The organism is Kitasatospora sp. NPDC059673 (genome assembly GCF_042734215.1).
In the GTDB taxonomy this organism is placed as follows: Bacteria; Actinomycetota; Actinomycetes; order Streptomycetales; family Streptomycetaceae; genus Kitasatospora.
Genome location: NZ_JBHWEN010000004.1, coordinates 133,705 through 157,551 on the forward strand (window position 1 = coordinate 133,705; position 23,847 = coordinate 157,551).

Below are 23,847 nucleotides of genomic sequence, written 5' to 3' on the forward strand. Positions count from 1 at the left end.
GGCGGAGCACCAGCTCTTGACCGGACTCCCGGAAAGCTCCCAGCGAAGTCCCGTCCCCGGTTCACCCGGGGCCGGCACCGGGCCGGTCATGCCGACGGGGCGGACAACCGTGCTGCCCGCCCCGCCTGTTGATACCGCGTCAGATCTCCTTGCGGAACGCCTCCGCGGCGCCCAGGAACAGGTCGTTGCCCTGGACCTCGCCGATCGAGACGCGCACGCCCTCGCCGGGGAACGGGCGGACCACCACGCCGGCCTCGGCGCAGGCGGCGGCGAAGTCGAGGGTGCGCTCGCCGAGGCGCAGCCAGACGAAGTTGGCCTGCGAGGGGAGGACCGTCCAGCCCTGCTCGCGCAGCGCGGCGGTCACCCGGACGCGCTCGGCGACCAGCGCCTCGACCCGCTCCAGCAGGGCGTCCTCGGCGCGCAGCGAGGCGACGGCGGCGTCCTGGGCGAGCTGGCTGACGCCGAACGGGACGGCGGTCTTGCGCAGCGCGCCGGCGACCTGCTCGTGGCCGATGGCGAAGCCGACCCGCAGGCCGGCCAGGCCGTAGGCCTTGGAGAAGGTGCGCAGCACGCAGACGTTGGGGCGGTCGCGGTACAGCTCGATGCCGTCCGGGACGTCCTCGTCGCGGATGAACTCGCGGTAGGCCTCGTCGAGGACGACCAGGATGCGCGCGGGCACGGCGTCCAGGAAGCGGACCAGTTCCTCGCGGTGCAGGGCGGCGCCGGTCGGGTTGTTGGGGTTGCAGACGAAGATCAGCCTGGTCCGGTCGGTGATCGCGGCGAGCATCGCGTCGAGGTCGTGGGCCTCGTCGGCGGTGAGCGGGACGGGCACCGGGGTGGCGCCGGCGATCTGGGTGATGATCGGGTAGGCCTCGAACGAGCGCCAGGCGAACATGACTTCGTCGCCCTCGCCGGCGGTGGCGAGCACCAGGGACTGGGCGACGCCGACCGAGCCGGTGCCGGTGGCGATGTGCTCGGCGGGGACGCCGAAGCGCTGGGCGAGTTCGGCGGTGAGCGCGCCGACGCCCATGTCCGGGTAGCGGTTGAAGGAGCCGGCGGCGGCGACCGCGGCCTCCAGGACGCCGGGCAGCGGCGGGTAGGGGTTCTCGTTGGAGGAGAGCTTGTAGGAGTCCGCGCCGGCGGGCTTCCCGGGCTTGTAGCTGGGGATGTCGTCCAGGCTCGGCCGCAGCCGGGGGCCCTGCTCACGCTGAACCACGGGGTTCTCCGTTTCTCTTCGGGCGGTGGTACCGGTCGCTCCCCGGTCGGGTGCCGTGAACGATACCGACCGCTCCTCACCCGTGCGGGTGAGATGCTCGTCCGGGTTACGGGTGCAGATCAGCCATTCTGCCGGGTTCCTTTGGCACATGTCAGAGGTATTGGAGCCGCAAAACCGCAGCTGTCGAAGGGTGCACCCCGGGAATGGCCTTGGAGAAACGGTTCTTTGACGGCCGGTAGCGATCCGGTCACAGAACGCCGCGATGCGCCATACGATCGGTCCGCCATGACAGCAGCAGCCAATCAGAACGGTCGCCGAGCCACCGCCTCACGGCGCCTGGAACGGGCAGGCATCCGGGACGTCGCGGCGGCCGCCGGAGTCTCCATCACCACGGTCTCGGACGCCCTCAACGGAAAGGGCCGGCTCCCCGACGAGACCCGCAGCCGGGTCCGCGAGGTCGCCGAGCGCCTGGGTTACCGGCCCTCCGCCGCCGCCCGGACCTTGCGCACCGGCCGGTCCGGCCTGATCGGACTGACCGTCACCACCTACGGCGAAGAGCCGTTCACCTTCACCGAGTTCGCCTACTTCGCGGAGATGGCGCGGGCCGCCACCAGCGCCGCGCTGGGCCGCGGCTACGCCCTGGTGGTGCTGCCCGCGTCCTCCCGGCACGACGTGTGGAGCAACATCGCGCTCGACGGGACGGTGGTGATCGACCCGCCCGACCAGGACCCGCTGGTCACCGAGCTGTACCGGTCCGGCGTGCCGGTGGTCTCCGACGGCAAACCCGGCAACTGCCCGGTCACCGCCTGGGTGGACAACGACCACGAGGCCGCGGTGCTCGGCATCCTGGAGCACCTGAGCGAGGCCGGCGCCCGCCGGATCGGCCTGCTCACCGGCACCTCCACCGACACCTACACCCGGCTGTCCACCGAGGCGTACCTCGCCTGGTGCGATCGGATCGGCCAGGAGCCGGTGTACGAGGCCTACCCGGCGCACGACCCGGCCGCCGGGGCGGTCGCCGCCGACCGGCTGCTGGCCCGCCCGGACCGCCCCGACGCGGTGTACGGACTGTTCGACCCCAACGGCACCGACCTGCTGGCCGCCGCCCGCCGCTACGGCCTGCGGGTGCCGGACGACCTGCTGCTGGTGTGCTGCTCGGAGTCCGACGTGTACGCCAACACCGAACCGCCGATCACCACCCTGTCGCTGAAGCCCCGTCGGATCGGCACCACCGTGGTCAACCTGTTGATCGACGCGATCGAAGGAGTCGGCGCGGGATCGGGATCCGTGCCCGGTCGGCTGTTCCCGCCGCGCTACCGCACCGCCGGGACGGGCCCGCCGCCCGGCACCCTGATGCCCACCGAGCTGATCGTGCGGGCCTCCTCGCAGCGCCGCAGCCCGCGCACCACGGTCAGTCCGCCCCGCCCGCCGGGCGAGGTGTGAGCACGCGCCGCCCGCGCCCGCCGACGGTCCGGACCGCCCCGGACCGGGGCAGACCGGGCGGCCCGCCCGTCGCCCGGCGGGTCAACGGGGAAAACGGATACCGACCAGGTGAGGACGGCGGGAGAGTGCGCTTCCTATGATGGGCGAATGACACCCGAGGACCTCTTCCGCGAACCCGAGCAACCGCACTCGGGCATCCGCTCCCGCCAGGACCTCGACGTGCTCCCCCAAGGCTCCTGGTTCGAGCCGGCCGAACCCGCCGGCTACCAGTACGAGGACACCCACAGCACCTACGGCGGCGCCCACTACCTGGAGCAGCACTGGGCCCCCGCCGGGCAGTTCGGCGACGCCGCCCCGCAGGCACCCGGGCACTACGCGCACGAGGACCCGCCGACCATCGAACTCGGCCCGCCGATCGAGGCGGTGCCCCCCGTCGAGGTGCACTTCCCGTACCCGCAGCCCGAACCCGGCGAGGGCCCCGGCCCGCTGTTCGTCATCGGCGACGTGCACGGCTACCTCGACGAACTGCTCGCCGCACTGCACCAGCAGGGCCTGATCGACGCCGACGGCCACTGGTCGGCCGGGCGCTCCCGGGTCTGGTTCCTCGGCGACTTCACCGACCGCGGCCCCGACGGCATCGGCGTCATCGACCTGGTGATGCAGCTGGCCGCCGAGGCCGCCGCGGCCGGCGGCTACTGCCGCGCCCTGATGGGCAATCACGAACTGCTCTTCCTCGGCGCCGCCCGCTACGGCGACGAGGCCGTCCAGTCCACCGCCGGCACCGCCTCGTTCCTCGCCGCCTGGCGGCTCAACGGCGGCCAGCAGCACGACCTGGAACGCCTGCAGCCGCACCACATCAGCTGGCTGTCCCGGCTGCCCGCGATGGCGCTGGAGGACGGCCACCTGCTGCTGCACTCCGACACCACCGCGTACCTGGAGTACGGCGAGACCATCGCCGACGTCAACGACGCCGTGCACGCGCTGCTCGCCGACGAGGGCATCGACGAATGGTGGGACGCTTTCCGCAAGTTCACCAAGCGGTTCGCGTTCCGCGGCCAGGCCGGCACCATGGCCGCACAGGAACTCCTCGCCGTGTACGGCGGCTACCGGGTGGTGCACGGCCACAGCCCGATCCCGTACCTGACCGGCGACCACCCGGAGGACGGCGTCCCCCCGCACGTGCCCGGCCCGTACATCTACGCCGACGAACTGGCCATCGCGATGGACGGCGGCGTCACCATGGACGGCCGCCTGCTGGTCGCACAACTGCCGCTGAACTGAACAACTGCTCGACGGCGCAAGGGAACTGAACGAGCCGAAGTTCCGGAAAGAGCCTGTCGGCGCGCTCCCGCGCACCCCTACCATCGAGGCCAGTGACCTTCCGTCCACCTCGCGGAACGGGGTACCCATGAGCCACCCGCCGCGCCTGCTCGCCGAGGACCGCGCCGACTTCGCCCGGCTGCTCGACGAAGCCCTGCGCGACCCGTCCGTCCGGCAGGCCCTGGCCGCGCCCGGCGAGCACCTCACCGCCGAACAGCTGCACACCCGGGCGCTCGCGGACGCCGACACCGTCGCCGCGCCCGCCGCCGCCGAGTACGCCCACTACCTGGCGCTGCGCACCTCGCAGGCCGAACACCCGAACGGCACGCCGCCGGGCGGCGCCGGGCTGTTCCCCGTACTGACGGTGCTGACCCCGGTGCTGGCCGGCTCCGCCGGACTCGCCCTGCTGCTGCTCGGCTGGCTGCTGCGGGCCGCCGCGCCCGGGCTGGCGCTCGGCCGCTCCACCGTCACCGCCGGCCTGCTCGCGCTGGCCGTCGCCGCCGCCGCGCTGCTGATCGGCGGCACCGGGCTGGTCCTCACCGCGCGGCGCGACGGCTCCCACGCGCCCGGCGCGGACCCGCAGCGGCAGGCCGCGCTGGCCGAGGCCCGGGCCGCCTGGCACACCGCGCTGCGCGAACGCGCCCTGCTGCCCTGGCTGCTCGCCGACCACACCGCACCCCCCGGTGTCCCGCGCGCCCGGACCGCGCCGCCCGACCTGCTCAGCCCCGGCTACAGCCGGGCCGGGTACGCCAGCCCCGGGTTCAGCACCCCCGTGCCCGACGGGCGGCCGCGCCCCGACGGGCCCCGCTACACCTCACCCGACTTCACCGGCCCGGGCCCCGAGGGCCTCACCGACGACCAGGGGCGCAAGCGCCCGGACGGCCCCCGCTTCACCAGCCCCGGCCCCGAACACCTCACCGACGCGGACGGCCGGCCGCGACCCGACGGCCCCCGATACACCTCACCCGACTTCACCAGCCCCGGACCGGGCGGCCTGACGAACAACCAGGGCGGCCCGCGCCGCCCCGCCGGGTTCACCGGGCCCGGACACAGCAGCCCCGACTTCACCAGCCCCGGACCGGAAGGACTGACGGACAGTCAGGGCGAGCCGCGTCCCGCCGGGTTCACCGGCCCCGGACACAGCAGCCCCGACTTCACCAGCCCCGGACCGGTCCCGCACGCCGAGGACTCGGAGCGGGACGACCCGGCGGAATGACCGGCCAGTGCCCGCCCCGGGCTCGGGGGCGGGCGACGGACCCGGTGACTACTTCTTCGGCGTCAGGCAGAGAACGAACTTGTCGCTGCCCAACTGCTGGCCGAGAGCATCGAACTCCGGGCCACAGGCGTGGGTGTCGAAGCTGTTGTCGATGACCTTCTCGACCGTGTGGGTGGCCTTGCTGTCGCCGCAGCCGACCGTGTCCACCTTGGGGTCGTTGTCGCTGCCCGTGACGGACACGCACTCGCCGACCTTGGCGTGCACCGGCTTGTCGGACAGCATGTCCCGGAGGCCGACCTTGACGATCGCCACCACGACGATCACCACCAGGATGCCGACAGCGGAGAGCAGCTTCTTGCCCATCCCCCGCTTGGGCGCGACCGGCGCCGGCGCGGCCTGACCGTACTGGAACGAAGCCGACTCACCCGCGCCGGGCGCGACCGGGGGCTGGGGAGTCTGCGGGGGCTGTGGGGTAGCCATGAATTACCTCTTGTGCGGATCAGGTCGAACGTTTCCGCGCACCTTATCCAGATCCGACACTGGCGCTTTCCGGCAAATACGGCCATATCAACCGGCCGTCATTCAAGTGAGATGCAAAGACTTGACCAACCCTCAGGACCGCCACGCACCTGTGCCGGCGTCCCGATCCCGCACGACCGCAACGCCGGATGAGCCCCGAGCTCGGCCATGGTGGGCCTGGAAGTCCCCTCCGGTGGTGCGCCGTTCTTCTTTCGCGCGGCCTGTCGTGGCGGGCCGAACTCCGTTGCTCCGGGGGCGACCCACCACTAGCCTTCACCGGGCGTCCCAGGTCTTCACAGTTCTCCCAGGGGTCAGGATCTCTGGTCGAGCGGCGCGAGCCGGGCCGCATCCGCGCACTTTTCGGAGGGGACCTCGGATGAGGACAGACGTGCGTTCCACGAGCAACAGACCTGGCGGCCTGATCCGCCGGTTGGCAGTCGCAGCCGCAGCCACCGCCATCGCCGCCACCACGGCGGCGGGCACCACGGGCACCGCTTTCGCGGCCCCGGCCGGGGCCCGGTCGGCGAACACCACGGCGTCGGTGCCGGGCGACCTGACCGGTGACGGCGTTCCGGACGTCGCGGTCATCACCGGCGGCGGGTACGCGAAGGCCCCGGGCAGCCTCTCGTTCTTCTCCAACGGCAGCGCCCCGGTCACGGCCTCGGACGACGCGCACAGCCCGGAGGGCGACAACTGGTCCAACTACGTGGTCACCCACCACGGCAGCCTGACCGGCGGCACCCTGGACGACCTGCTGGTGCTGAACACCGTCTCGCACCAGCTCTACGCCTACCCGAACGATGCCGGCACGGGCGGCACCCCTGGGCACTTCACCAGCAGATTCTCCACCAGGCTCGCCAAGCCGGCCTGCGCCCCGCCCACCGATTGCGCGGACTACGACGCGACCTGGAACAGCACCACCCAGATCGTCGCCACCGTCGGCAGCGCGAACACTGCCGGTCTGCCGGACGTCATCACGGTCGAGAACGGCAAGCTCTGGTACTACCCGGGCAAGGCCGGCACGATCCTCGGCAGCCCGTCGCTGCTCGGCACCGGCAACTGGGGCAACACCACGGTCCTGGCCCCGGGCAAGGCTGTCTCCGCTCCGGCCCTCTGGGTGCGTGAGAACACCAGCGGTGCCATCGCCACCCTTCCGCTGACGTTCAAGGCCGACGGCACCCCGGCCGCCCGGCTCGCACCCCCCACCACCGTGCAGCTGGAGAACGGCAGCACGCGGTCCGACGGCGCTCACCTGTGCCTCGGCACCGGGCCGAGCGGCCCGGGCGTGCGCGGCTTCGACTGCGACAACATCCCCTACGGGGTGGACAGCCAGTGGATCCTCGGTGCCGACGGCACCCTGCGCGCGACCGGTGGCTGCCTGGACAGCACCCCGGACGCGGCGCCCGCTCAGCCGATCTGGCGGTCCTCCCCGTGCAGCGGCGCTTCGAGCCAGAAGTGGAAGGCCGGGGCCGACGGCACCATCCGTGAGCCCGGATCGGGGCGCTGCCTGACCCTCGTCAACAACAGCTACGTCGGCTATCTGACCGAGCTCGACCCCTGTGACGGCACTCCGTCCCAGCTCTGGGGCACCTCCGGTGCCCAGGGCCCCGGAGCCCTGCCGAACCCACAGAACGTGCTGCCGGTGAGCGTGCAGCAGAACAGCGCCCAGCTGGCGGACTTCGGCAATGCGCACACCCTCGCCGTGGCGGCCGGCCGCGACGGCACCCCGGACCTGTTCACTGCCGGCGGCTGGGTGCAGCAGTACCCCGGCCGACCGCCCGTCAACGGCGTCGCGCAGTTCGGCGACCGGGTCGAGCTCGGCCGGGACAATCCGCGCTTCACGACGGTCGGCCGGGCGGGGGACAGCATGGTGAACTACGACGTCGTCTACTCGCAGTGCGCGAAGCTGACCCTGCAGCGCGACGGCAACCTGGTGCTGACCAAGCTGAAGACCGGTCAGACGCTGTGGTCCAGCGGCACCGCCGGCCTGTACGCGGCGTACGCGATGGTGGAGCCCGACGGCAGCTTCGGGGTCAACCGGTACGGGGACAGTCAGGTGGTGTGGTCGACCCAGACCCCGAGCCCGAGCCCGAGCACCACGCTGCTCGCCGTCCAGGACGACTGCGACATGGTCCTGCGCACCGGCGGCACCCAGCTCTGGTCCACCAACACCGCACCCTGGTCGAAGGGATCGGTACTCGCCCCGGGGATCACGCTGCACGGCGGTGACTCGGCCACCTCGGCCGGCGCCAGGCTTTCGATGCAGGCCGACGGCAACCTCGTCCTCTACACCACCGAGGCCTCCGGACGGACGCTCTGGTCCACCGTGACCTGGGGCCACCCCGGCGCGAGCGCCACCCTGCAGCCCGACGGCAACCTCGTCGTCCACGACACCGGCAACAACGCCGTCTGGTCCAGCGGGACTTGGGGCCACCCCGGCGCCCGGCTGACCGTGCAGGACGACCGCAACCTGGTCCTCTACGACTCCGACAACAAGCCCGTCTGGTCCACCGGCACCTGGGCCGCCGGTCCCGACAGCCGAGGCGTCCCGGTCGCCGTCGGCACCGTCCTCTACCCGGGCACCAGCATCGTCGCGGCAGGCACTCACCTCGACATGCAGGCCGACGGCAACCTGGTGCTGTACTCCAAGGCCACCGGCCGCGCCCTGTGGTCCACCAGCACCTGGGGCCACCCCGGTGCCCGCGCCGCCATGCAGGCGGACGGCAACTTCGTGCTGTACGACGCCAACGGCGGCGGTCTGTGGTCCACCGGCACCTACGGCCACGCCAACGCCCACCTCGTGGTCCAGGACGACAACAACACCGTCCTCTACGGTCCCCAGGGCGACCCGCTCTGGTCCACCGGCACCTGGCACCAGTCCTGACCACCACAGGCCCCCCGTGAGCCCGGTCCCCGCGTCCAGCGGGCACCGGGCTCACCGGGTGACAGCGTCCGAAAACCGCCAGTGTCACGACCCGCGCCCGCCTAGCCTCGCGGTCATGTCTCAACGTAGCCGCGACATCGTTCAGCACGCCTGGAAGGCGTTCGCCAGCCACGACGCGGAGCGGATCTCCGCCGTCTTCACCGAGGACGCCGAGTGGCTGGCGCCGGCCGGGAACGCCACGGCCGTCGCGTTGGACTGCCCCAGTCACATGGTCGGCAGGGCGGCGATCGCAAAGTTCCTCGCCGAGGACTTCGGCCGGTTGTTCGTCCGGGACGTCAATGTCGCGTTCCACGGCTTCCATGCCGACGGTGACCGCGTCGTCGTCGAGGAGACCATGACCGCGACGCTCGCCAACGGCAACCACTACGTCAACGACTACTGCCTCGTCTTCGAACTCCGCGACGGCCTGATCCACCGCGTCCGCGAATACATGGACACCGCGCGCGGCCACCGCATGGTCTTCGGCGACGGCGAGAAGTAGCGGGCGAGAGGGCCGCCCCGAGCCGGTCAAGGGTGGATCTACGCGAAGACCTCAACCTCGCACTTCGCCGCACCACTGCGTTTGATCCTCGCGTCGCTGGTGATCAGCGGCACGCCCAGGGCTTCCGCCAAGGCAACGTACTGGGAGTCGTACGCACTGAGGTTGGCGTGCAGTTTCTTCACCCGGTCCCAGAAGGGCAGGGTCTCCCGTTTGGCGATGGGGAGCATCCGGTACGCGGCTACCGCCCGCTCCACCTCCTTCTCGGTCAGTTTGCCGCCACGCTGCATGCCGAGGAGGGCCGACTGGATCTCGTAGTCCAGGAGGGTGGGCGCGTAGACGTCCCCCGCCTCGGCCACCCGGCTGCGGATGAGGTCTCCGTCGGAGCCGTGGGCCGTGAGGACCAGGACGAGAGCGGAGCAGTCGATGACGATCAATGTCCGGCTCGCCCCTCGTCGATGGCGGCGAGGACGTCGGCGGTGCTGATGGTGGCGGTGGTCTCCCGGTTCAACCGGTCCATCATCTCCGCCATCGTGGGCTTGGACGCCTCCTTGGCGATCAGGTCCTGCATGAACGCCTGGAGCGACTGGCCGGCCTGGGCCGCGCGAACCTTCAGGGTCTGGATCTGATCGTCCGGGACGTCCCGGATCGTGAGGACGGTCATGCCTGCATTCTACTTCGATGTCTGCAAAATGCAGATGACTCGGCGGCCGTATCAGGCCTCAGGAAGGCCGGGAGCGAACCGCAAAGAGCCGCCCCGAGAGGCACAAGCTCTCGGGGCGGCTCTCGCGTGCAGTGCGTCAGTCGGCCAGCGGGAGGTAGACCCGGTTGCCCTGGGCCTTGAACTCCTCGGACATGGCCTGCATGCCGGCTTCGGCTTCGGCGTCGGGCCCGGTCTCCGCGGCGGTCGATCCGGTGCCGTGCTCGTTCCGGATTTTTTGGCTGATCTTCATGGAGCAGAACTTCGGGCCGCACATGGAGCAGAAGTGCGCGGTCTTGGCGGGTTCGGCGGGGAGGGTCTCGTCGTGGAAGTCGCGCGCGGTCTCCGGGTCGAGGGCCAGGTTGAACTGGTCCTCCCAGCGGAATTCGAAGCGGGCGTCGGAGAGGGCGTCGTCCCAATCCTGGGCGCCGGGGTGGCCCTTGGCGAGGTCGGCGGCGTGGGCGGCGATCTTGTACGTGATGACGCCGGTCTTGACGTCGTCGCGGTTGGGCAGGCCGAGGTGTTCCTTGGGGGTGACGTAGCAGAGCATCGCGGTGCCCCACCAGGCGATCATCGCGGCGCCGATGCCGGAGGTGATGTGGTCGTAGCCGGGTGCGACGTCGGTGGTGAGCGGGCCGAGGGTGTAGAAGGGGGCCTCGTCGCAGATTTCCTGCTGGAGTTCCATGTTCTCGCGGATCTTGTGCATCGGGACGTGCCCGGGGCCTTCGATCATCACCTGGACGTCCTTGGCGCGGGCGATCCGTCCGAGCTCGCCGAGGGTGGTGAGTTCGGCGAACTGCGCCTCGTCGTTGGCGTCGGCGATGGAGCCGGGTCGCAGGCCGTCGCCGAGCGAGAAGGTGACGTCGTAGGCGCGCAGCAGGTCGCAGAGTTCCTCGAAGTGGGTGTAGAGGAAGTTCTCCTGGTGGTGGGCCAGGCACCAGGCGGCCATGATGGAGCCGCCGCGCGAGACGATGCCGGTCTTGCGGCGGGCGGTGAGCGGCACGTAGCGCAGCAGGACGCCGGCGTGCACGGTCATGTAGTCGACGCCCTGCTCGCACTGTTCGAGGACGGTGTCGCGGTAGACCTCCCAACTGAGTTCCTCGGCGCGGCCGTCGACCTTCTCCAGGGCCTGGTAGAGCGGGACGGTGCCGATCGGGACGGGGGAGTTGCGCAGGATCCACTCGCGGGTGGTGTGGATGTTGCGTCCGGTGGAGAGGTCCATGACGGTGTCGGCGCCCCAGCGGGTGGCCCAGGTCATCTTCTCCACCTCTTCCTCGATGGAGGAGGTGACGGCGGAGTTGCCGATGTTGGCGTTGATCTTCACCAGGAAGTCGGTGCCGATGATGGCCGGTTCGCTCTCGGGGTGGTTCACGTTGACCGGGATGACGGCCCGTCCGCGCGCCACCTGCTCGCGCACGAACTCCGGCTCCAGGCCTTCCCGGAGCGCCACGAACTCCATCTCGGGGGTGATCAACCCGCGCTTGGCGTAGGCGAGTTGGGTGACGGCGCCGCCGTCCCTGGCGCGCAGTGGGCGGCGTGGGCGGCCGGGGAAGACGGCGTCCAGGTTGCGCAGGTCGCCGCCGCGCGGCGCGGTGTGCTTGATGCCGTCGTCCTCGGGGCGGACCTCGCGGCCCTGGTACTCCTCGACGTCGCCGCGCTGGCGGATCCAGGCGTCACGCAGGGCGGGCAGTCCGCGCCGGACGTCGGTGGGCCGGTCCGGGTCGGTGTACGGGCCGGAGGTGTCGTACAGCGGGACGGTGCGGCCGTCGGTGAGGTGGACCTCGCGGTAGGGGACCCGCAGGTCGGGGCGGCTGCCCTGGCGGTAGGCCTTGCGCCAGGCCGGGGTGGGGTACCCGGTGGCGGCCGACTCGCGGGCAGACGGGTACTCGGAAAAAGCGGTCATCGGACCTTCAACTCCCTACGCCGGCATTACCCGGTCAGGTTCCTGCGGTCGGCGCAGCAGGTGGTCCGCGGGTCCGCGTACCGTCAGCGCCCTCTCAGCCCGGTGCTCCGAGCTCCCGTTCCGCGCAGGCGTCGTCCGCCTGCGTTCGGTTCCTCACCGTAGGGCACGCGGCGGCGCCGGTCCAGGGCGCGCTCCCGGGGCGGGGCCGCCCCGGCAGGCAACTCCCGCGTGGGCCCGAGCTGTTCACGCCCCTGGCGAGGTGGGAGAATCGTCCGGGTGATCGGACTGACGGGGCGGGTGACGGGGCGGATCGGCGCGGGCCTGGTCGGCGAGGTGATGGTGCACGTCCCGGAACGGCTGGGCACCGAGGCGTTCCTGGCCTACCGCGCCACCCCCGGCGAGCCGCTGGCGCCGGGCACCATGGTAGTCGTGGTCGAATACCAGCCACCGCGCACGGTGTACGTCGAACCCTTTTGATTGCACGTCAGGGAGCCTCCGGCAAACCTGCCGCAACAGTTTTGAGACAGTGAGAGTTCCCACCGTCCAGACCCTTCCCCCGTGATCCGGAACGGCGGAGAATGCGGCTGCCACCGGGTCCGCGCCAGTTCTGCACAACCCAAGCGCAGCACGGGACCGGTGCGCCCTGAAGGGGGAGATTGCCGATGTTGGTCGGCATCGTTGGAGGCGCCGTCGCCGGCGTCGTTCTGTTGGTCGTACTTTTCAAACTGATGTGGCGCGTGGCGGAACCCAATGAGGCGCTGGTGATCTCGGGTTCCAAGCACGGCGAGGGTCTGGGCTTCCGCGTGGTGACCGGACGGGGCACCTTCGTGGTGCCGGGCGTCCAGGCGGTGCGCCGGCTCTCGCTGGACCTGAACGAGGCCGCGCTGGACGTGGAGTGTGTGACGTCGCAGGGAATTCCCGTGCACGTCAAGGGGGTTGTGATCTTCAAGGTGGGCGACGACCCGGCGTCGATCGCCAACGCCGCCCGGCGTTTCCTGGACCAGCAGAAGATGATGGGCCAGCGGGTGCACAACGTGTTCGCCGGCCACCTGCGGTCCATCGTCGGCGGGCTGACGGTCGAGGACATGATCCGCGACCGCGAGCGGCTCACCGGTGAGACCCGCTCCGCCTCGGGCATCGAGATGGAGAAACTCGGTCTGATCATCGACTCGCTGCAGATCCAGGAGATCCTGGACCCGACCGGCTACATCACCAACCTGGCCGCGCCGCACGCCGCGGCCGTCCAGCGCGACGCCCGCATCGCCGCCGCCGAGGCGGACCGGCAGGCCACCGAGGCCGAGCAGGAGGCGTTCGCCCGCAAGGCCGAGGCAACCCGCAACTCCGGTATCCAGCAAGCCGGTTACCAGGCCGAGATGGACACCGCCGCGGCCCGCGCGCTGCAGGCCGGACCGCTCGCGCAGGCCGCCGCCCGGCAGGAGGTCGTGGTCCAGGAGACCAAGGTCGCCGAGCTGGAGGCGCACCGCAAGGAGCAGCAGCTCCAGGCGGACGTCCGCAAGCCGGCCGACGCCCGCGCGTACGAGACCCGCACCAAGGCCGAGGCCGACCGCGATGCCCGGATCTCCGCCGCCGAGGCGCTGTCCCGGGAGACCGAGCTGAAGACCGCCGCCGAGGCGAACCGGGTCAAGGTCGCCGCCGCGGCCGAGGCCGAGGCCACCCGGGCCCGCGGTCTGGCCGCGGCCGAGGCCACCCGGGCCACCGGTGAGGCGCAGGCCGCCGCCGAGGCCGCCAAGGGTCTGGCCGAGGCGGAGGCGGCCCGGGCGAAGGGTCTCGCCGAGGCCGAGGCCACCCGGGCGCAGGGCCTGGCCGAGGCCGAGGGCATCAAGGCCCGCGCCGCGGCGCTGGCCGAGAACCAGGAGGCGGTGGTCGCCCAGCAGCTCGCCGAGAACTGGCCGGCGATCGTCCGGGCCGGCGCGGACGCGTTCGGCAACGTCGAGCACATGGTGCTGCTGAACGGCGCCGAGGGCATGTCCGAGATGTTCGCCAAGGCGCTCACCATGGGCGGGACCGGCCTCGGCCTGGCCCGCCAGCTGCTCACCGCGATGTCCCCGGCCGCCGAACCCGCGGAGGCCGCCAAGGCCGCCGCCGCCCCGGCCCAGGTCATCCCGATCGAGTCCGACGCCAAGTAACCCACGGCAGTGATCAAAAATCCGCCCGGGTGAGGGAATCCCCTCCCCGGGCGGACCCATGACCCCACTCCTCGCCGCGCGGACACCGCGAGCCGCCGCCCGGCATCCGCGAGCCGCCGCCCCGCACCCGGGCAACTGCCCGGCGGGGACTAACTCTTGGCAGCCTTCTTGATCAGGATCACCACGGCGGCGGCGATGCCGACCAGCACCAGGGCGTTGACCGCGAAGCCGATGATTCCCAGCACCGTGCCCACGATGGTCCAGAAGACCTTCCAGGCGATGACCAGCAGAATGATCGGGACGACGATGTTGCGCACCCACGAGGGCAGCGACTTCCAGAGCTCGGCCATGTCCGTACCTTCTCCCCTCGGGCTCGGTGCCGGTGGTTCCGGCTGCGTTCCCGCTCCCTCGATCTCGACACTTCGATCGTAGGACGCCCGGAAGGCCGAAACGAGGCTTCCCGGCCCGGAGAGAACCCGGAGATCGGCCCCTGACGCGGGCCCCGGGAGAACCCTCAGGGCCCGGCCGGGCCCGGGGTCAGACCGGCCAGCTCTCGCCCTGCCAGGCGGCGTCCCAGAACATCCACTCGTACCGCGAGGTGGTGGTGAAGTGCTCGACCACGCGCCGCCGTTCGGCCCCGGAGAGCTCCTCGCCGATCCGGTCGGTGAGGTCCAGGACGCGGCGCACCACGGCCTGGAACTCCTCCCCGCCGTAGGCGGCTATCCACTTGGCGTACAGCGGGTCGGGGGAGGAGCGGCGCAGCAGTTCCTCGCCGACCCGGGCGTAGATCCAGTAGCAGGGCAGCACCGCGCCGAGCGCCTCCGCGAAGGAGCCGCCGTAGACGGTGGCGAGCAGGTAGCTGGTGTAGGCGCGGGTGGTGGGGAGCACGGGTTCGGCGGCGGCCGTGGCGCCGTCCTCGCCGAAGGCGTGCAGGAAGTCGGCGTGCATCTCCTGTTCGGCGGCGATGGCGCCGACCGCGTCGTTGGAGAAGGCCAGCACCTCGTCCTCGCCGGGGGCCTTGGCGGCGCACACCGCGAGCGCCCGGGCGTAGTCGCGCAGGTAGTGCGAGTCCTGCACGACGAAGTGGCGGAACGCGGTGCGCGGCAGGGTGCCGTCGGTCAGGCCGGCCAGGAACGGGTGGTCGAGGATGCGGCCGTAGACCGGCTCGATGGCCGCCCAGAGTTCCTCGGTGAGTTTCACAAGCTGCTCCTCAAAATGTGCGGTCCGGCGCGTCACGGTCAGTCCTCCGGTGGGGAGAACACCACGAGCACCCGCAGTTCCTCGGTGATGTGGTGGAAGCGGTGTTCCGTCCCGGCGGGGACGAACACCACGCTGCCGCGGGCGACGGTGGCGGTCTCCCGGCCGACGGTCAGTTCGGCCCGGCCGCTGACCACCAGGTAGATCTCGTCCTGGGCGTGCGGGGTCTGCGGGTCGGTGTCGCCGGGGGAGAGCGCGTACAGCCCGGCGGACATCGTGGGCTGCTTCAGGAAGCGCAGGTACGCGCCGTCGCCGGCGGCGCGTTCGGCGTCGAGTTCGTCCAGCCGGAACAGTTTCATCGGGGCACGGCTCCTCTCCCGGTCCGCGCCCATTCAACAGCACTCCACATCACGGTTGTTCGGGAGAGCTTCCGCCCGGGCGGGCGGGCTGCCACCATCCGCAGCATGAAGAATTTCGTGATCAAAACGCTCATCAACGCGCTGGCGATCTGGATCGCCGCCTGGATCGTCAACGGGATCACGCTCTCGGGGGGCGACTGGAAGCACAAGACGATCACCGTGCTCGCGGTGGCGCTGATCTTCGGTGTGGTCAACTTCGCGATCAAGCCGCTGGTGAAGCTGTTCTCGCTGCCGCTGTTCATCCTCACGCTGGGCCTGGTCACCTTCGTGATCAACGCCCTGATGCTCTGGCTGACGTCCTGGGCCTCGGACCAGCTGAACCTGGACTTCCACGTGGCGGGCTTCTGGGCGGCGCTGCTCGGCTCGCTGATCATCAGCCTGGTCTCCTGGGGCCTGAACCTGGCGTTCGGCGACGACGACTGAGACCGCGGCGGCGGGCGCGAGCCCCTGACCGGCCACCGGACGGCGCTCCGTGGCTGTCCGGTGGCCGGTCACCTCAGGTGCGCGTCCTTCGGCTCAGCCCGCGTTCTCGTGCCCGGTGGTGGACAGGATGCTGGCCAGTTCCTGGTCGAGGTCGCCGCCGGTGGTCTCCTGTCCCAGCGGCACCACCAGGTCGGTGCGGGCGAGGAAGGCCAGCAGGGGCGCGGCCTCGGCGCGCATCCGGGCGTCGCCCTCGGGGGAGCGCAGGACCAGGCCGACCTCGGCGAGGTCCTCGCCGACGGGGTGGATGTGCACGTCGCCCTCGCCGCTGGCCAGGCCGAGCCCGTCGACCAGCAGTTCGCGCGCGAAGACCCAGGTGACCGGTTCGTCGCCGGGCAGGTGGAAGGTGAATCGGACGGCGAACGGATCGCCGCCGTGGTACTCCATGTCGACCAGGACCCGGAAGGAGAGCTCGCTCGACACCACGAGGCGCATCGCCATGTGGGCTTGGACCGTGCTGTGCATGCGCCAGTACCTCTCGTTCTGCCCGCCCGGAACGCCGAGGGTCGAGCGGCGGGGTCGGGCTTCTGTGCGGTTCGCTGTCGGTTCTCTGTCGGTTCTTTGTCCCCAATTCCCCGTTCGGACCTCATCGTCCAGGTTTGACGGCGACGCGGACAAGGCGTGCTTTTTCAAATGGTGAACAACACGGCGCCGAGCCGGCGCGGCACCGCCCGCGGGTCGCCGGCGGTGGAACAAAATCCTCCGATTCGGCCCCTTGTGCGAGTTTCATGGTCACCGGGGCGCGGGAGACTCCCGCACAACGCTCGTGCCCCGGAGGTGACAGCCATGTCGGGCCCGGTCCGTCCTGTCGTCAAGCGCACCGCCCGCGCGATCCTGCTGGAGTTCGATCCGGCCGTCCCGCACGCGCCCGCCTCGCTGGTGCTGATCCGCCGGGTGCGCCCCGGCTCCCCGCACCCGTACTGGATCACGCCCGGCGGCGGCGTCGAGTCCACCGACCCGACGGTGGTCGCCGCCCTGCACCGTGAGGTGGACGAGGAACTCGGCGGGAAGATCACCGACGTGGTGCCCGCCTTCGTCGACACCGTCGCGCACTCCCACCACGAGGACGGCACCCCCGCCCACCCGCACGGCGTCAAGGTGCAGCACTTCTTCGTCTGCCGGCTCACCGACTTCGACCCGGCCCGCCGGCACGGCCCCGAGGTGGAGCAGCCCAACGGCGAGTACGAGATCGTCCGGGTGCCGTTCACCCGCGAGGGCGTCACCTCGGTCAACGTGGTCCCTCCCAGCCTCCGTGCCTACCTCGCCGCCAACATCGAGGGCATCCGCGCCCTGCTCGCCGAAGACCTCGGCTGACGCTCAGGCCGGCTCCCCCACCGGGTCGTGCCGGACGGCCCCGGCCGCCAGCCCGCAGCGCCGCAGCGCCGCCGCACCGCCGCGCACCATCGCCGCCGGGCCGCTCAGGTACGCCGCGTACCCGTGCCACGGGGCGTGCCGGGCCACCAGCTCCGGCAGGGCCGGGGCATCCCCCTCGGACAGCACCGGACGGACCGTCAACCACGGGTGGAGCTCGGCGAGTTCGCGCAGCTCGGCCAGCCGGTACAGCCCGGACTCCCGGCGCGCCCCGTAGAACACCTCCACCCGGCGGCCCGCCGCCCCGTGCGCGGCGACCTCCTCCACCAGCGCGCCGATCGGGCCGATCCCGGTGCCGCCGCCCAGGCACAGCAGGTGCTCCCCCGCCGTGTGGTCCACCGTCATTCCGCCCTCCGCCGGGCCCAGCCGCAGCACGTCGCCCGGCCGCGCCCGGTGCACCAGCGCATTGCTCACCCAGCCCGCCGGCACCGCCCTCACGTGCAGGGTCAGCAGCCCGTCCGCCCGCGGCGCCGAGCCGAACGAGTAGGGCCGCCACACCCGCGGCCACCAGGGCGTCTCCACCGCCGCGAACTGCCCGGCCCGGAACGGGTACTGCTGATCCGGACGGAGCGTCAGCACCGCGACGTCCTCGGCCGCCTGCCGGTGCCCCACCACCTCGGCCTGCCACCACGGCGGGGCGGACCGCGCCTGCTCCTCCAGCCCCTCGACCAGCAGCCGCGACACCATCGCCAGCAGCCGCCGCCAGGCCGCCTCGGCCCGCTCGTCCCAGGCGTCGCCGCCGTACCGGGCCAGCGCCTGCACCAGGCACTCCTCGGCGGCGGCGTAATGCCCGGGCAGCGCACCGTACTTGCGGTGCCGGCGCCCCAGCGGGACGAGGAACTCGCGCAGCGCCGCCGGGTCGTCGCCGCCCTGCGCGCACTGCCGCAACGCCCGCAGCAGCAGCTCGCGCTGCTCGTCCATGGCTGCCGGGAACAGCGCCCGCAGTTCCGGGTGGCGCAGGAACATCAGCGCGTGGAAGTGTGCCATCGCCCGGTCCGCGACCGGCTGCACCGCCGCCAGCACCGCCCGGACCAGTGCCAGCTCGGCCGCGTCCAGTGGCCGCATCACCGCCCCGGCCGTCCGCTCCACCGCCACCGGCTGCGGCCGGGCCGGCTGCACGCCCCAGGCCCTGGTCCAACGGTCGCCCGGGCCCACCCAGTTGAGCGGCGCGGCCGGGGCGAACAGCGACTCGACGGGCGCGGGCCGGGCCGGGGCCGGCGGCGCGGGCACCGTCGGCGGGCGGGTGGGCTTCGCCGGGACGGCCGGCACCGGGGTGAGCGGCCTGCTGCCGAGTGCGAGCTGACGAGTAGCCAAGGGAATCGTTCCGCTTCCGGTCGACCGATCTGCTGACGCCGCCAGCACAGTGCCACCGACCGCGCGGCAGATCCGTCGAATCCGGCAAATTCCGGACACCCGGCCGGTCCACCCGCTACCCTTCCCCCGCCCGGGTGCGGCCGACCCGAACCGGCCGCACCCGGACCGGGCTCACAGCCCCCGCAGCAGCATCCCCGGGCGCTCCACACAGTCCGCGACGAACCGCAGGAACCCGCCCGCGGTGCCCCCGTCGCAGACCCGGTGGTCGAAGGTGAACGACAGCTGGGTGACCTGACGGACCGCCAACTGCCCTTCGTGGACCCAGGGTTTGGGAGTGATCCGGCCCACCCCGAGCATCGCCGCCTCCGGATGGTTGAGGATCGGCGTGGAGCCGTCCACCCCGAACACCCCGTAGTTGTTCAGCGTGAACGTCCCGCCGGTCAGCTCCGCCGGGCCCAGCGACCCGTCCCGGGCCGCCTCGGTCAGCCGGGCCAGCTCCACCGACAGCCGCTCGGTGCCCAGCAGTTGGGCGTCCCGCAGCACCGGCACCACCAGCCCGCGCTGCCCCTGCGCGGCGAAGCCCAGGTGGACGGCGCGGTGCCGGCGGACGGCCTCGCCCTCGACGCTGGAGTTGAGCTCCGGGAAGCGCTCCAGTCCGGCCAGGCAGATCCGCGCCAGCAGCGCCAGCACGCTCACCTTCGGGCCCGGCACCTGGTTCAACTGGCCGCGCAGCGCCATCAGTTCGGTCGCGTCCGCGTCCACCCAGCAGGTCGCCGCCGGGATCTCCCGGTGGCTGCGGGTCAGCTTCTCGGCGACGGTGCGGCGCAGCCCGCGCAGCGGGACCAGCTCGTCGTCCGCTCCAGCTGGAACCGCCGCCGTCCGGGCAACCGGCGCGGCTCCGTCGATCGCCCGCTCGACGTCCCGCCGGGTGATCAGCCCGTCCGGGCCGCTGCCGGGCACCTGCGTCAGGTCGAGCCCGTGCTCGCGGGCGATCCGGCGCACCAGCGGCGAAATCACCGGCAGCACCGCCGGAGCCGTCGCCGCAGCAGGCGCGGGAGCCGCCACCGCGACCGGCGGCGCGGGTGCCACCACCGCGGCAGCGGCGCCGCCCGGCGCGACCCGGCGACGGCCGGCCCGGCGGGTCTCGGCCACCCCGTAGCCCACCAGCGGCCGCTCCGCCTGCGCGGCGGGCGCCTCCTCGGGGACGTGCCCGGGGGCGACGGCCACGGTGACCAGCGGCGCGCCGACCGGCACCTCCTGCCCGACCTCGCCGAACCGGGCGGTGACCACCCCGCCGTACGGGCAGGGCACCTCGACCACCGCCTTGGCGGTTTCCACCTCCACCACCGGCTGGTCGACGGCGATCACCTCGCCGACCTCGACCATCCAGCGCACCACCTCGGCCCCGGTGAGTCCCTCACCGAGGTCGGGCAGTGTGAACTCGCGGACCACCGGCATCGCCATCACTCCTCCCATTGGAGCCGGGCGACGGCGTCCAGGATCCGGTCCACCCCGGGCAGGTGGTGGTGCTCCAGCATCGGCGGCGGGTACGGGATGTCGAACCCGGTGACCCGCAGCACCGGCGCCGCCAGGTGGTGGAAGCACTTCTCGGTCAGCCGGGCGGCGATCTCCGCCCCGGCCCCGCCGAAGCCGCTGGACTCGTGCACCACCACGGCCCGGCCGAGCGAGCGCACCACCTCGCAGGCGGTGGCCTCGTCGAACGGCACCAGCGAGCGCAGGTCCAGCACGGCCAGGTCCCAGCCCTCGGCCTTGGCCGCCTCGGCGGCCTCCAGGCAGACCGGCAGCGACGGTCCGTAGCTGACCAGCACCGCCGAGGTCCCCGGCCGGCGCAGCACAGCCTTCCCGATCGGCTCCACGCCGGCCGCCGGGTCCCACTCGGCCTTGCCCCAGTACAGGCGCTTGGGCTCCAGGAACACCACGGGGTCGTCGGAGGCGATCGCCTCCCGCAGCAGCCCGTACGCGTCGGCGACGGTGGCGGGGGTGACCACGTGCAGGCCGGGGGTGTGCGCGTAGTACGCCTCGGAGGCGTCGCTGTGGTGCTCGACGCCGCCGATGCCGCCGCCGTACGGGACGCGGACGGTGATCGGCAGCGGGAGCTTCCCGGCGGTGCGGTTGCGCATCTTGGCGACGTGCGAGACGAGTTGCTCCATCGCGGGGTAGGCGAAGGCGTCGAACTGCATCTCCACCACGGGGCGCAGGCCGTACATGGCCATGCCGACGGCGGTGCCGAGGATGCCGGCCTCGGCCAGCGGGGTGTCCAGGCAGCGGTCGGTGCCGAACTCGGCACTCAGGCCGTCGGTGATCCGGAAGACGCCGCCGAGGGCGCCGACGTCCTCGCCGAGCACGTGCACGGACGCGTCGGCGCGCATCGCGTCGCGCAGCGCGGTGTTCAGGGCCTGCGCCATGGTGCCGGTGCGCAGACCGGACTGTTCGCGGGTGGCGGTGGTCATCGGGTGTGCACCTCGGCCTCCGCGGCCAGCTCGGCGGCCAGTTGCGCGGCCTGTTCGCGCAGCTGCTGGGTGGGTTCGGCGTAGACGTGGGCGAACAGGGACATCGGGTCGAGGTCGGGGTCGGCATGGAACTCGGCGCGCATCCGGGCGGCCAACGCCTCGGCCTCCTCGCCGGCCTCGGTGACCAGTTGTTCGTCCAGCAGGCCGCGCTCGCGCAGCGCGTCCTCCAGCAGCCGGATCGGGTCGTGCGCCTGCCAGGCGGTGACTTCCTCGGGCTGCCGGTAGCGGGTGGCGTCGTCGGCGTTGGTGTGCGCCTCGACGCGGTAGGTGAGTGCCTCCACCAGGGTCGGGCCGCCGCCGCTGCGGGCGCGTTCGACGGCCTCGGTGAGCACCTGGTGGACGGCCGCAGCGTCGTTGCCGTCCACCAGCCGGCCGGGCATGCCGTAGCCGACCGCCTTGTGGGCCAGGGTCGGCGCGGCGGACTGCCGGGTCAGCGGGACGGAGATGGCGTAGCCGTTGTTCTGCACCAGGAACACCACGGGGGCGTGCAGCACGGCGGCGAAGTTCAGGCCTTCGTGGAAGTCGCCCTCGCTGGTGCCGCCGTCGCCGAGCAGGGCCAGCGCCACGGTGTCGTCGCCGGCCAGCCGGGCGGCGTGGGCGAGGCCGACCGCGTGCGGGACCTGGGTGGCCAGCGGGGTGCACAGCGGGGCGGTGCGGGTGGCGCGCGGGTCGTAGCCGGTGTGCGCGTTGCCGCGCAGCAGGGTCAGTGCCTGCAGCGGGTCGACGCCGCGGGCGACCACGGCGAGGGTGTCGCGGTAGGAGGGGAACAGCCAGTCGTCGTCACGCAGGGTGAGGGCGGCGGCTATCTGGCAGGCCTCCTGGCCGGTGGACGCCGGGTAGACGGCGAGCCGGCCCTGCTTGGTGAGGGTGGTGGCCTGCTGGTTGTAGCGGCGGCCTGCGACCAGCCGACGGTACAGCTCGCGCAGCAGGTCGGGGTCGGCCTTCTCGGCGGCGGGGGTGCCGAGGACGCGCAGCGGTTCCTCGTCCGGCAGCAGCGGGGCGGGGTCGGTGCGGGGCGCGGTGGCGCCGGGCAGCCAGCCGGGCACGACGCCCGGGTCGGCCTGATCTCGGTGGTCCAGAACGGTCATGTGGGGCACCTCCGGGGTGGTGGGGGCTCCCTACCGATTGTTCGGTCGTCTGTTCATCTTGACCATATCCCCGTCAAGACGGTGGACAGTCGGCCGAAAGGGCGGTCTGCTGGGGCCAGCACGTCCAATCGCGAGGGATGGGGGGCCATGTCGGCTGAACAGGTGTCCAGACTCGACCGTGTCGACCGGTCGATCCTGCGGCTGCTGCGGCAGGACGGTCGCGCCTCGATCCGCTCGGTCGCCGAGCGGGTGCACGTGTCCCGGGCGAACGCCTATGCCCGGATCTCCAGGATGGTCGAGGACGGCGTGATTCGCGGCTTCACCGCCCGGATCGACCACGAGCGGGCCGGGCAGAGCGCGTCCGCGTACGTCACCCTGCGGATCGTCCAGAACTCCTGGCGCACCGTGCGCGAGCAGTTGCTCCAGCTGCCCGGCGTCGCGCACATCGCGCTGGTCGGCGGTGACTACGACGTGCTGATGCTGGTGCACACCGCCGACAACCGGGAGCTGCGCGAACTCGTCCTGGGCAGCATCCAGTCGATCCCTCAGGTGCTCAGCACCCGCACCATGCTGGTGTTCGAGGAGACCGACCACATTCCCTCGGACGCGCCCTGACCCGGCTCAGCGGGCCCGCAGGCCGTCGAAGGCCAGCTGGACCACGGCGTCCGGCAGGCCCTCCGAGTCGCGCTGGCTGGGGCGGTACCACTCCACCACCGAGTTGATCATGCCGAACAGCAGCCGGGTCGCCAGCCGGGGCTCCAGGTCGGCCCGCAGCTCGCCCGCGCCGACGGCCTGCTGGACGAGTTCGGCCACCCGGTGGTCGAAGTCGCGCCGCCGCTCCAACGCCCACTGCTCGGTCACGGTGTTCCCCCGGACCCTCAACAGCAGTGTCACGTACGGCAGTTCGGCCAGCAGCACCTCGGCGGTGCGGCGCACCACGTGCTCCAGCCGGTCCACCGGCCGACCCTCGACCGCCCGCGGCTCCTCCAGGATCGCGAACAGCGCGTCCAGCGCCCGCCCGACGGCCAGCCGCAGCAGTTCCTCCTTGCCGCGCACGTGGTGGTAGATCGAGGACTTGGAGATCCCCGCGGCCCGGGACAGGTCCTCCATCGAGGTGCCGTCGTAACCGCGCTCGTTGAAGACCCGCACCGTGACGGCGAGCAGCGACTCGACCGTGTAGGAGGCGCGCGTGAGGTTTTCGGCCATGGCAACGAGTATCGCGCCGCCCACACCGCCCCGTCAGCCGGGGTGCGGTTCCCGGCCGTCCGCCGAATCGCCCCGGACAGTGGGAGTTTCGGTCCGATATCGGCGCAAAAGATCAGGGAAAGCGGGTCACGTCCGTCGAATTCGCCGCCACCTGCCGGGTTCCGCGCGGGAATTCTCCGCATTGATTCGCAGCCGCCCGAGGTGCCCCGGATCCGCGCTGGTACGGCCCCCACCAGGAGTGGTTCGGCCCCGGCCGGGGCGCCGCCGCTCCGGGGGCCGACGCACCCGTCCACGAAGCGCGGTGGCCAGTCCTGACGCAGCCTTACACTGTCCGCACCGCCGCCCCCGGCGGCCC

The 23,847-nt window shown here is 72.2% G+C and carries 24 protein-coding genes and 1 riboswitch; of the genes, 10 read left to right on the forward strand and 14 right to left on the reverse strand.

All coding sequences use genetic code 11. The features are described 5' to 3' along the window. Positions 1-139: 139 nt before the first annotated feature. Entirely contained in the window at positions 140-1,216 is a 1,077-nt protein-coding gene (gene hisC, locus ACFV18_RS07065; protein ID WP_380480130.1) for a histidinol-phosphate transaminase, read from the reverse strand. Positions 1,217-1,501: 285 nt separating this feature from the next. Between hisC and ACFV18_RS07070 the strand changes: the two genes are divergently transcribed. From ACFV18_RS07070 to ACFV18_RS07080, 3 genes are all read left to right on the forward strand, one after another. Then, the gene (locus ACFV18_RS07070) at positions 1,502-2,659 is read left to right on the forward strand and encodes a LacI family DNA-binding transcriptional regulator (protein WP_380480132.1); all 1,158 of its coding nucleotides are present in this window, start codon (positions 1,502-1,504) and stop codon (positions 2,657-2,659) included. 147 nt (positions 2,660-2,806) lie between these two features. After that, the gene (locus tag ACFV18_RS07075) at positions 2,807-3,940 is read left to right on the forward strand and encodes a metallophosphoesterase (RefSeq protein ID WP_380480134.1); all 1,134 of its coding nucleotides are present in this window, start codon (positions 2,807-2,809) and stop codon (positions 3,938-3,940) included. Positions 3,941-4,067: 127 nt separating this feature from the next. Continuing rightward, positions 4,068-5,195: a hypothetical protein gene (locus ACFV18_RS07080; RefSeq protein ID WP_380480136.1), complete on the forward strand. Its 1,128-nt coding sequence runs from the start codon at positions 4,068-4,070 to the stop codon at positions 5,193-5,195. Between the two features lie 48 nt (positions 5,196-5,243). On the opposite strand, the gene ACFV18_RS07085 is transcribed toward ACFV18_RS07080, so the two are convergent. Next, positions 5,244-5,675: a hypothetical protein gene (locus ACFV18_RS07085; RefSeq protein ID WP_380480138.1), complete on the reverse strand. Its 432-nt coding sequence runs from the start codon at positions 5,673-5,675 to the stop codon at positions 5,244-5,246. Between the two features lie 469 nt (positions 5,676-6,144). On the opposite strand from ACFV18_RS07085, the gene ACFV18_RS07090 reads away from it, so the two are divergent. Beyond that, entirely contained in the window at positions 6,145-8,598 is a 2,454-nt protein-coding gene (locus tag ACFV18_RS07090) for a ricin-type beta-trefoil lectin domain protein (protein ID WP_380480140.1), read from the forward strand. Between the two features lie 115 nt (positions 8,599-8,713). Continuing rightward, positions 8,714-9,139 (forward strand): nuclear transport factor 2 family protein, encoded by a 426-nt coding sequence (locus tag ACFV18_RS07095; protein WP_380480141.1) that lies wholly within the window; start codon positions 8,714-8,716, stop codon positions 9,137-9,139. Positions 9,140-9,177: 38 nt separating this feature from the next. Here the strand turns inward: ACFV18_RS07095 and ACFV18_RS07100 are convergent, their stop codons facing one another. The 3 genes from ACFV18_RS07100 to thiC form a co-directional block, all read right to left on the reverse strand. Continuing rightward, positions 9,178-9,573 carry a type II toxin-antitoxin system VapC family toxin gene (locus ACFV18_RS07100; RefSeq protein ID WP_380480142.1) on the reverse strand — a complete coding sequence of 132 codons (396 nt, stop codon included), beginning with the start codon at positions 9,571-9,573 and terminating at the stop codon, positions 9,178-9,180. Then, on the reverse strand, positions 9,570-9,800 hold the full coding sequence (locus ACFV18_RS07105) for an antitoxin (RefSeq protein ID WP_380480143.1): 231 nt from the start codon (positions 9,798-9,800) through the stop codon (positions 9,570-9,572). Before ACFV18_RS07105 ends, ACFV18_RS07100 begins: the two co-directional genes overlap by 4 nt. A 136-nt stretch (positions 9,801-9,936) precedes the next feature. Then, positions 9,937-11,739, reverse strand: coding sequence for a phosphomethylpyrimidine synthase ThiC (gene thiC / locus ACFV18_RS07110; protein WP_380480145.1), 1,803 nt, complete (start codon positions 11,737-11,739; stop codon positions 9,937-9,939). Next, positions 11,735-11,868: riboswitch (TPP riboswitch) on the reverse strand. It overlaps the preceding gene by 5 nt. 147 nt (positions 11,869-12,015) lie before the next feature. Between thiC and ACFV18_RS07115 the strand changes: the two genes are divergently transcribed. Together ACFV18_RS07115 and ACFV18_RS07120 are read left to right on the forward strand one after the other, a co-directional pair. Next, positions 12,016-12,216 carry a hypothetical protein gene (locus tag ACFV18_RS07115; RefSeq protein ID WP_380480147.1) on the forward strand — a complete coding sequence of 67 codons (201 nt, stop codon included), beginning with the start codon at positions 12,016-12,018 and terminating at the stop codon, positions 12,214-12,216. 185 nt (positions 12,217-12,401) lie between these two features. Then, positions 12,402-13,886, forward strand: coding sequence for an SPFH domain-containing protein (locus tag ACFV18_RS07120; protein WP_380480149.1), 1,485 nt, complete (start codon positions 12,402-12,404; stop codon positions 13,884-13,886). Positions 13,887-14,035: 149 nt separating this feature from the next. On the opposite strand, the gene ACFV18_RS07125 is transcribed toward ACFV18_RS07120, so the two are convergent. From ACFV18_RS07125 to ACFV18_RS07135, 3 genes are all read right to left on the reverse strand, one after another. Beyond that, positions 14,036-14,236 carry a hypothetical protein gene (locus ACFV18_RS07125; protein WP_380480151.1) on the reverse strand — a complete coding sequence of 67 codons (201 nt, stop codon included), beginning with the start codon at positions 14,234-14,236 and terminating at the stop codon, positions 14,036-14,038. A 187-nt stretch (positions 14,237-14,423) separates the two neighbouring features. After that, positions 14,424-15,086: a thiaminase II gene (tenA, locus tag ACFV18_RS07130; protein WP_380480153.1), complete on the reverse strand. Its 663-nt coding sequence runs from the start codon at positions 15,084-15,086 to the stop codon at positions 14,424-14,426. A 38-nt stretch (positions 15,087-15,124) separates the two neighbouring features. Next, positions 15,125-15,442, reverse strand: coding sequence for a cupin domain-containing protein (locus ACFV18_RS07135; RefSeq protein WP_073807032.1), 318 nt, complete (start codon positions 15,440-15,442; stop codon positions 15,125-15,127). Between the two features lie 105 nt (positions 15,443-15,547). On the opposite strand from ACFV18_RS07135, the gene ACFV18_RS07140 reads away from it, so the two are divergent. Further along, on the forward strand, positions 15,548-15,925 hold the full coding sequence (locus ACFV18_RS07140; RefSeq protein ID WP_380480155.1) for a phage holin family protein: 378 nt from the start codon (positions 15,548-15,550) through the stop codon (positions 15,923-15,925). Between the two features lie 93 nt (positions 15,926-16,018). On the opposite strand, the gene ACFV18_RS07145 is transcribed toward ACFV18_RS07140, so the two are convergent. After that, entirely contained in the window at positions 16,019-16,447 is a 429-nt protein-coding gene (locus ACFV18_RS07145; protein WP_380480157.1) for an SsgA family sporulation/cell division regulator, read from the reverse strand. Positions 16,448-16,768: 321 nt separating this feature from the next. On the opposite strand from ACFV18_RS07145, the gene ACFV18_RS07150 reads away from it, so the two are divergent. Continuing rightward, on the forward strand, positions 16,769-17,296 hold the full coding sequence (locus tag ACFV18_RS07150; protein ID WP_380480159.1) for an NUDIX domain-containing protein: 528 nt from the start codon (positions 16,769-16,771) through the stop codon (positions 17,294-17,296). Between the two features lie 3 nt (positions 17,297-17,299). Here ACFV18_RS07150 and ACFV18_RS07155 read toward each other — a convergent pair whose 3' ends face one another. From ACFV18_RS07155 to pdhA, 4 genes are all read right to left on the reverse strand, one after another. After that, positions 17,300-18,667 carry a globin domain-containing protein gene (locus ACFV18_RS07155; protein ID WP_380480161.1) on the reverse strand — a complete coding sequence of 456 codons (1,368 nt, stop codon included), beginning with the start codon at positions 18,665-18,667 and terminating at the stop codon, positions 17,300-17,302. Positions 18,668-18,838: 171 nt separating this feature from the next. Next, the gene (locus ACFV18_RS07160; protein WP_380480404.1) at positions 18,839-20,125 is read right to left on the reverse strand and encodes a dihydrolipoamide acetyltransferase family protein; all 1,287 of its coding nucleotides are present in this window, start codon (positions 20,123-20,125) and stop codon (positions 18,839-18,841) included. Positions 20,126-20,130: 5 nt separating this feature from the next. After that, the gene (locus tag ACFV18_RS07165; RefSeq protein ID WP_380480163.1) at positions 20,131-21,138 is read right to left on the reverse strand and encodes an alpha-ketoacid dehydrogenase subunit beta; all 1,008 of its coding nucleotides are present in this window, start codon (positions 21,136-21,138) and stop codon (positions 20,131-20,133) included. Continuing rightward, complete coding sequence (gene pdhA, locus ACFV18_RS07170) at positions 21,135-22,286, reverse strand: pyruvate dehydrogenase (acetyl-transferring) E1 component subunit alpha (protein WP_380480165.1); 1,152 nt, start codon at positions 22,284-22,286, stop codon at positions 21,135-21,137. The genes ACFV18_RS07165 and pdhA overlap by 4 nt, the downstream gene beginning before the upstream one ends. Positions 22,287-22,433: 147 nt before the next feature. Here pdhA and ACFV18_RS07175 point away from each other — a divergent pair, with 147 nt between their 5' ends. Next, positions 22,434-22,901 (forward strand): Lrp/AsnC family transcriptional regulator, encoded by a 468-nt coding sequence (locus tag ACFV18_RS07175; RefSeq protein WP_380480167.1) that lies wholly within the window; start codon positions 22,434-22,436, stop codon positions 22,899-22,901. 6 nt (positions 22,902-22,907) lie between these two features. Here ACFV18_RS07175 and ACFV18_RS07180 read toward each other — a convergent pair whose 3' ends face one another. Beyond that, positions 22,908-23,492, reverse strand: a complete 585-nt coding sequence (locus tag ACFV18_RS07180; RefSeq protein ID WP_380480169.1) for a TetR/AcrR family transcriptional regulator — start codon at positions 23,490-23,492, stop codon at positions 22,908-22,910. Positions 23,493-23,847 lie beyond the last annotated feature (355 nt).

Bases quoted from the DNA above. Each gene is read 5' to 3' on its own strand.
- ACFV18_RS07070 (WP_380480132.1), top strand. From the start codon at position 1,502: ATGACAGCAGCAGCCAATCAGAACGGTCGCCGAGCCACCGCCTCACGG.
- ACFV18_RS07075 (WP_380480134.1), top strand. From the start codon at position 2,807: ATGACACCCGAGGACCTCTTCCGCGAACCCGAGCAACCGCACTCGGGC.
- ACFV18_RS07080 (WP_380480136.1), top strand. From the start codon at position 4,068: ATGAGCCACCCGCCGCGCCTGCTCGCCGAGGACCGCGCCGACTTCGCC.
- ACFV18_RS07085 (WP_380480138.1), bottom strand. From the start codon at position 5,675: ATGGCTACCCCACAGCCCCCGCAGACTCCCCAGCCCCCGGTCGCGCCC.
- ACFV18_RS07095 (WP_380480141.1), top strand. From the start codon at position 8,714: ATGTCTCAACGTAGCCGCGACATCGTTCAGCACGCCTGGAAGGCGTTC.
- ACFV18_RS07105 (WP_380480143.1), bottom strand. From the start codon at position 9,800: ATGACCGTCCTCACGATCCGGGACGTCCCGGACGATCAGATCCAGACC.
- thiC (WP_380480145.1), bottom strand. From the start codon at position 11,739: ATGACCGCTTTTTCCGAGTACCCGTCTGCCCGCGAGTCGGCCGCCACC.
- ACFV18_RS07120 (WP_380480149.1), top strand. From the start codon at position 12,402: ATGTTGGTCGGCATCGTTGGAGGCGCCGTCGCCGGCGTCGTTCTGTTG.
- ACFV18_RS07125 (WP_380480151.1), bottom strand. From the start codon at position 14,236: ATGGCCGAGCTCTGGAAGTCGCTGCCCTCGTGGGTGCGCAACATCGTC.
- ACFV18_RS07135 (WP_073807032.1), bottom strand. From the start codon at position 15,442: ATGAAACTGTTCCGGCTGGACGAACTCGACGCCGAACGCGCCGCCGGC.
- ACFV18_RS07140 (WP_380480155.1), top strand. From the start codon at position 15,548: ATGAAGAATTTCGTGATCAAAACGCTCATCAACGCGCTGGCGATCTGG.
- ACFV18_RS07145 (WP_380480157.1), bottom strand. From the start codon at position 16,447: ATGCACAGCACGGTCCAAGCCCACATGGCGATGCGCCTCGTGGTGTCG.
- ACFV18_RS07150 (WP_380480159.1), top strand. From the start codon at position 16,769: ATGTCGGGCCCGGTCCGTCCTGTCGTCAAGCGCACCGCCCGCGCGATC.
- ACFV18_RS07160 (WP_380480404.1), bottom strand. From the start codon at position 20,125: ATGCCGGTGGTCCGCGAGTTCACACTGCCCGACCTCGGTGAGGGACTC.
- ACFV18_RS07165 (WP_380480163.1), bottom strand. From the start codon at position 21,138: ATGACCACCGCCACCCGCGAACAGTCCGGTCTGCGCACCGGCACCATG.
- pdhA (WP_380480165.1), bottom strand. From the start codon at position 22,286: ATGACCGTTCTGGACCACCGAGATCAGGCCGACCCGGGCGTCGTGCCC.
- ACFV18_RS07175 (WP_380480167.1), top strand. From the start codon at position 22,434: ATGTCGGCTGAACAGGTGTCCAGACTCGACCGTGTCGACCGGTCGATC.
- ACFV18_RS07180 (WP_380480169.1), bottom strand. From the start codon at position 23,492: ATGGCCGAAAACCTCACGCGCGCCTCCTACACGGTCGAGTCGCTGCTC.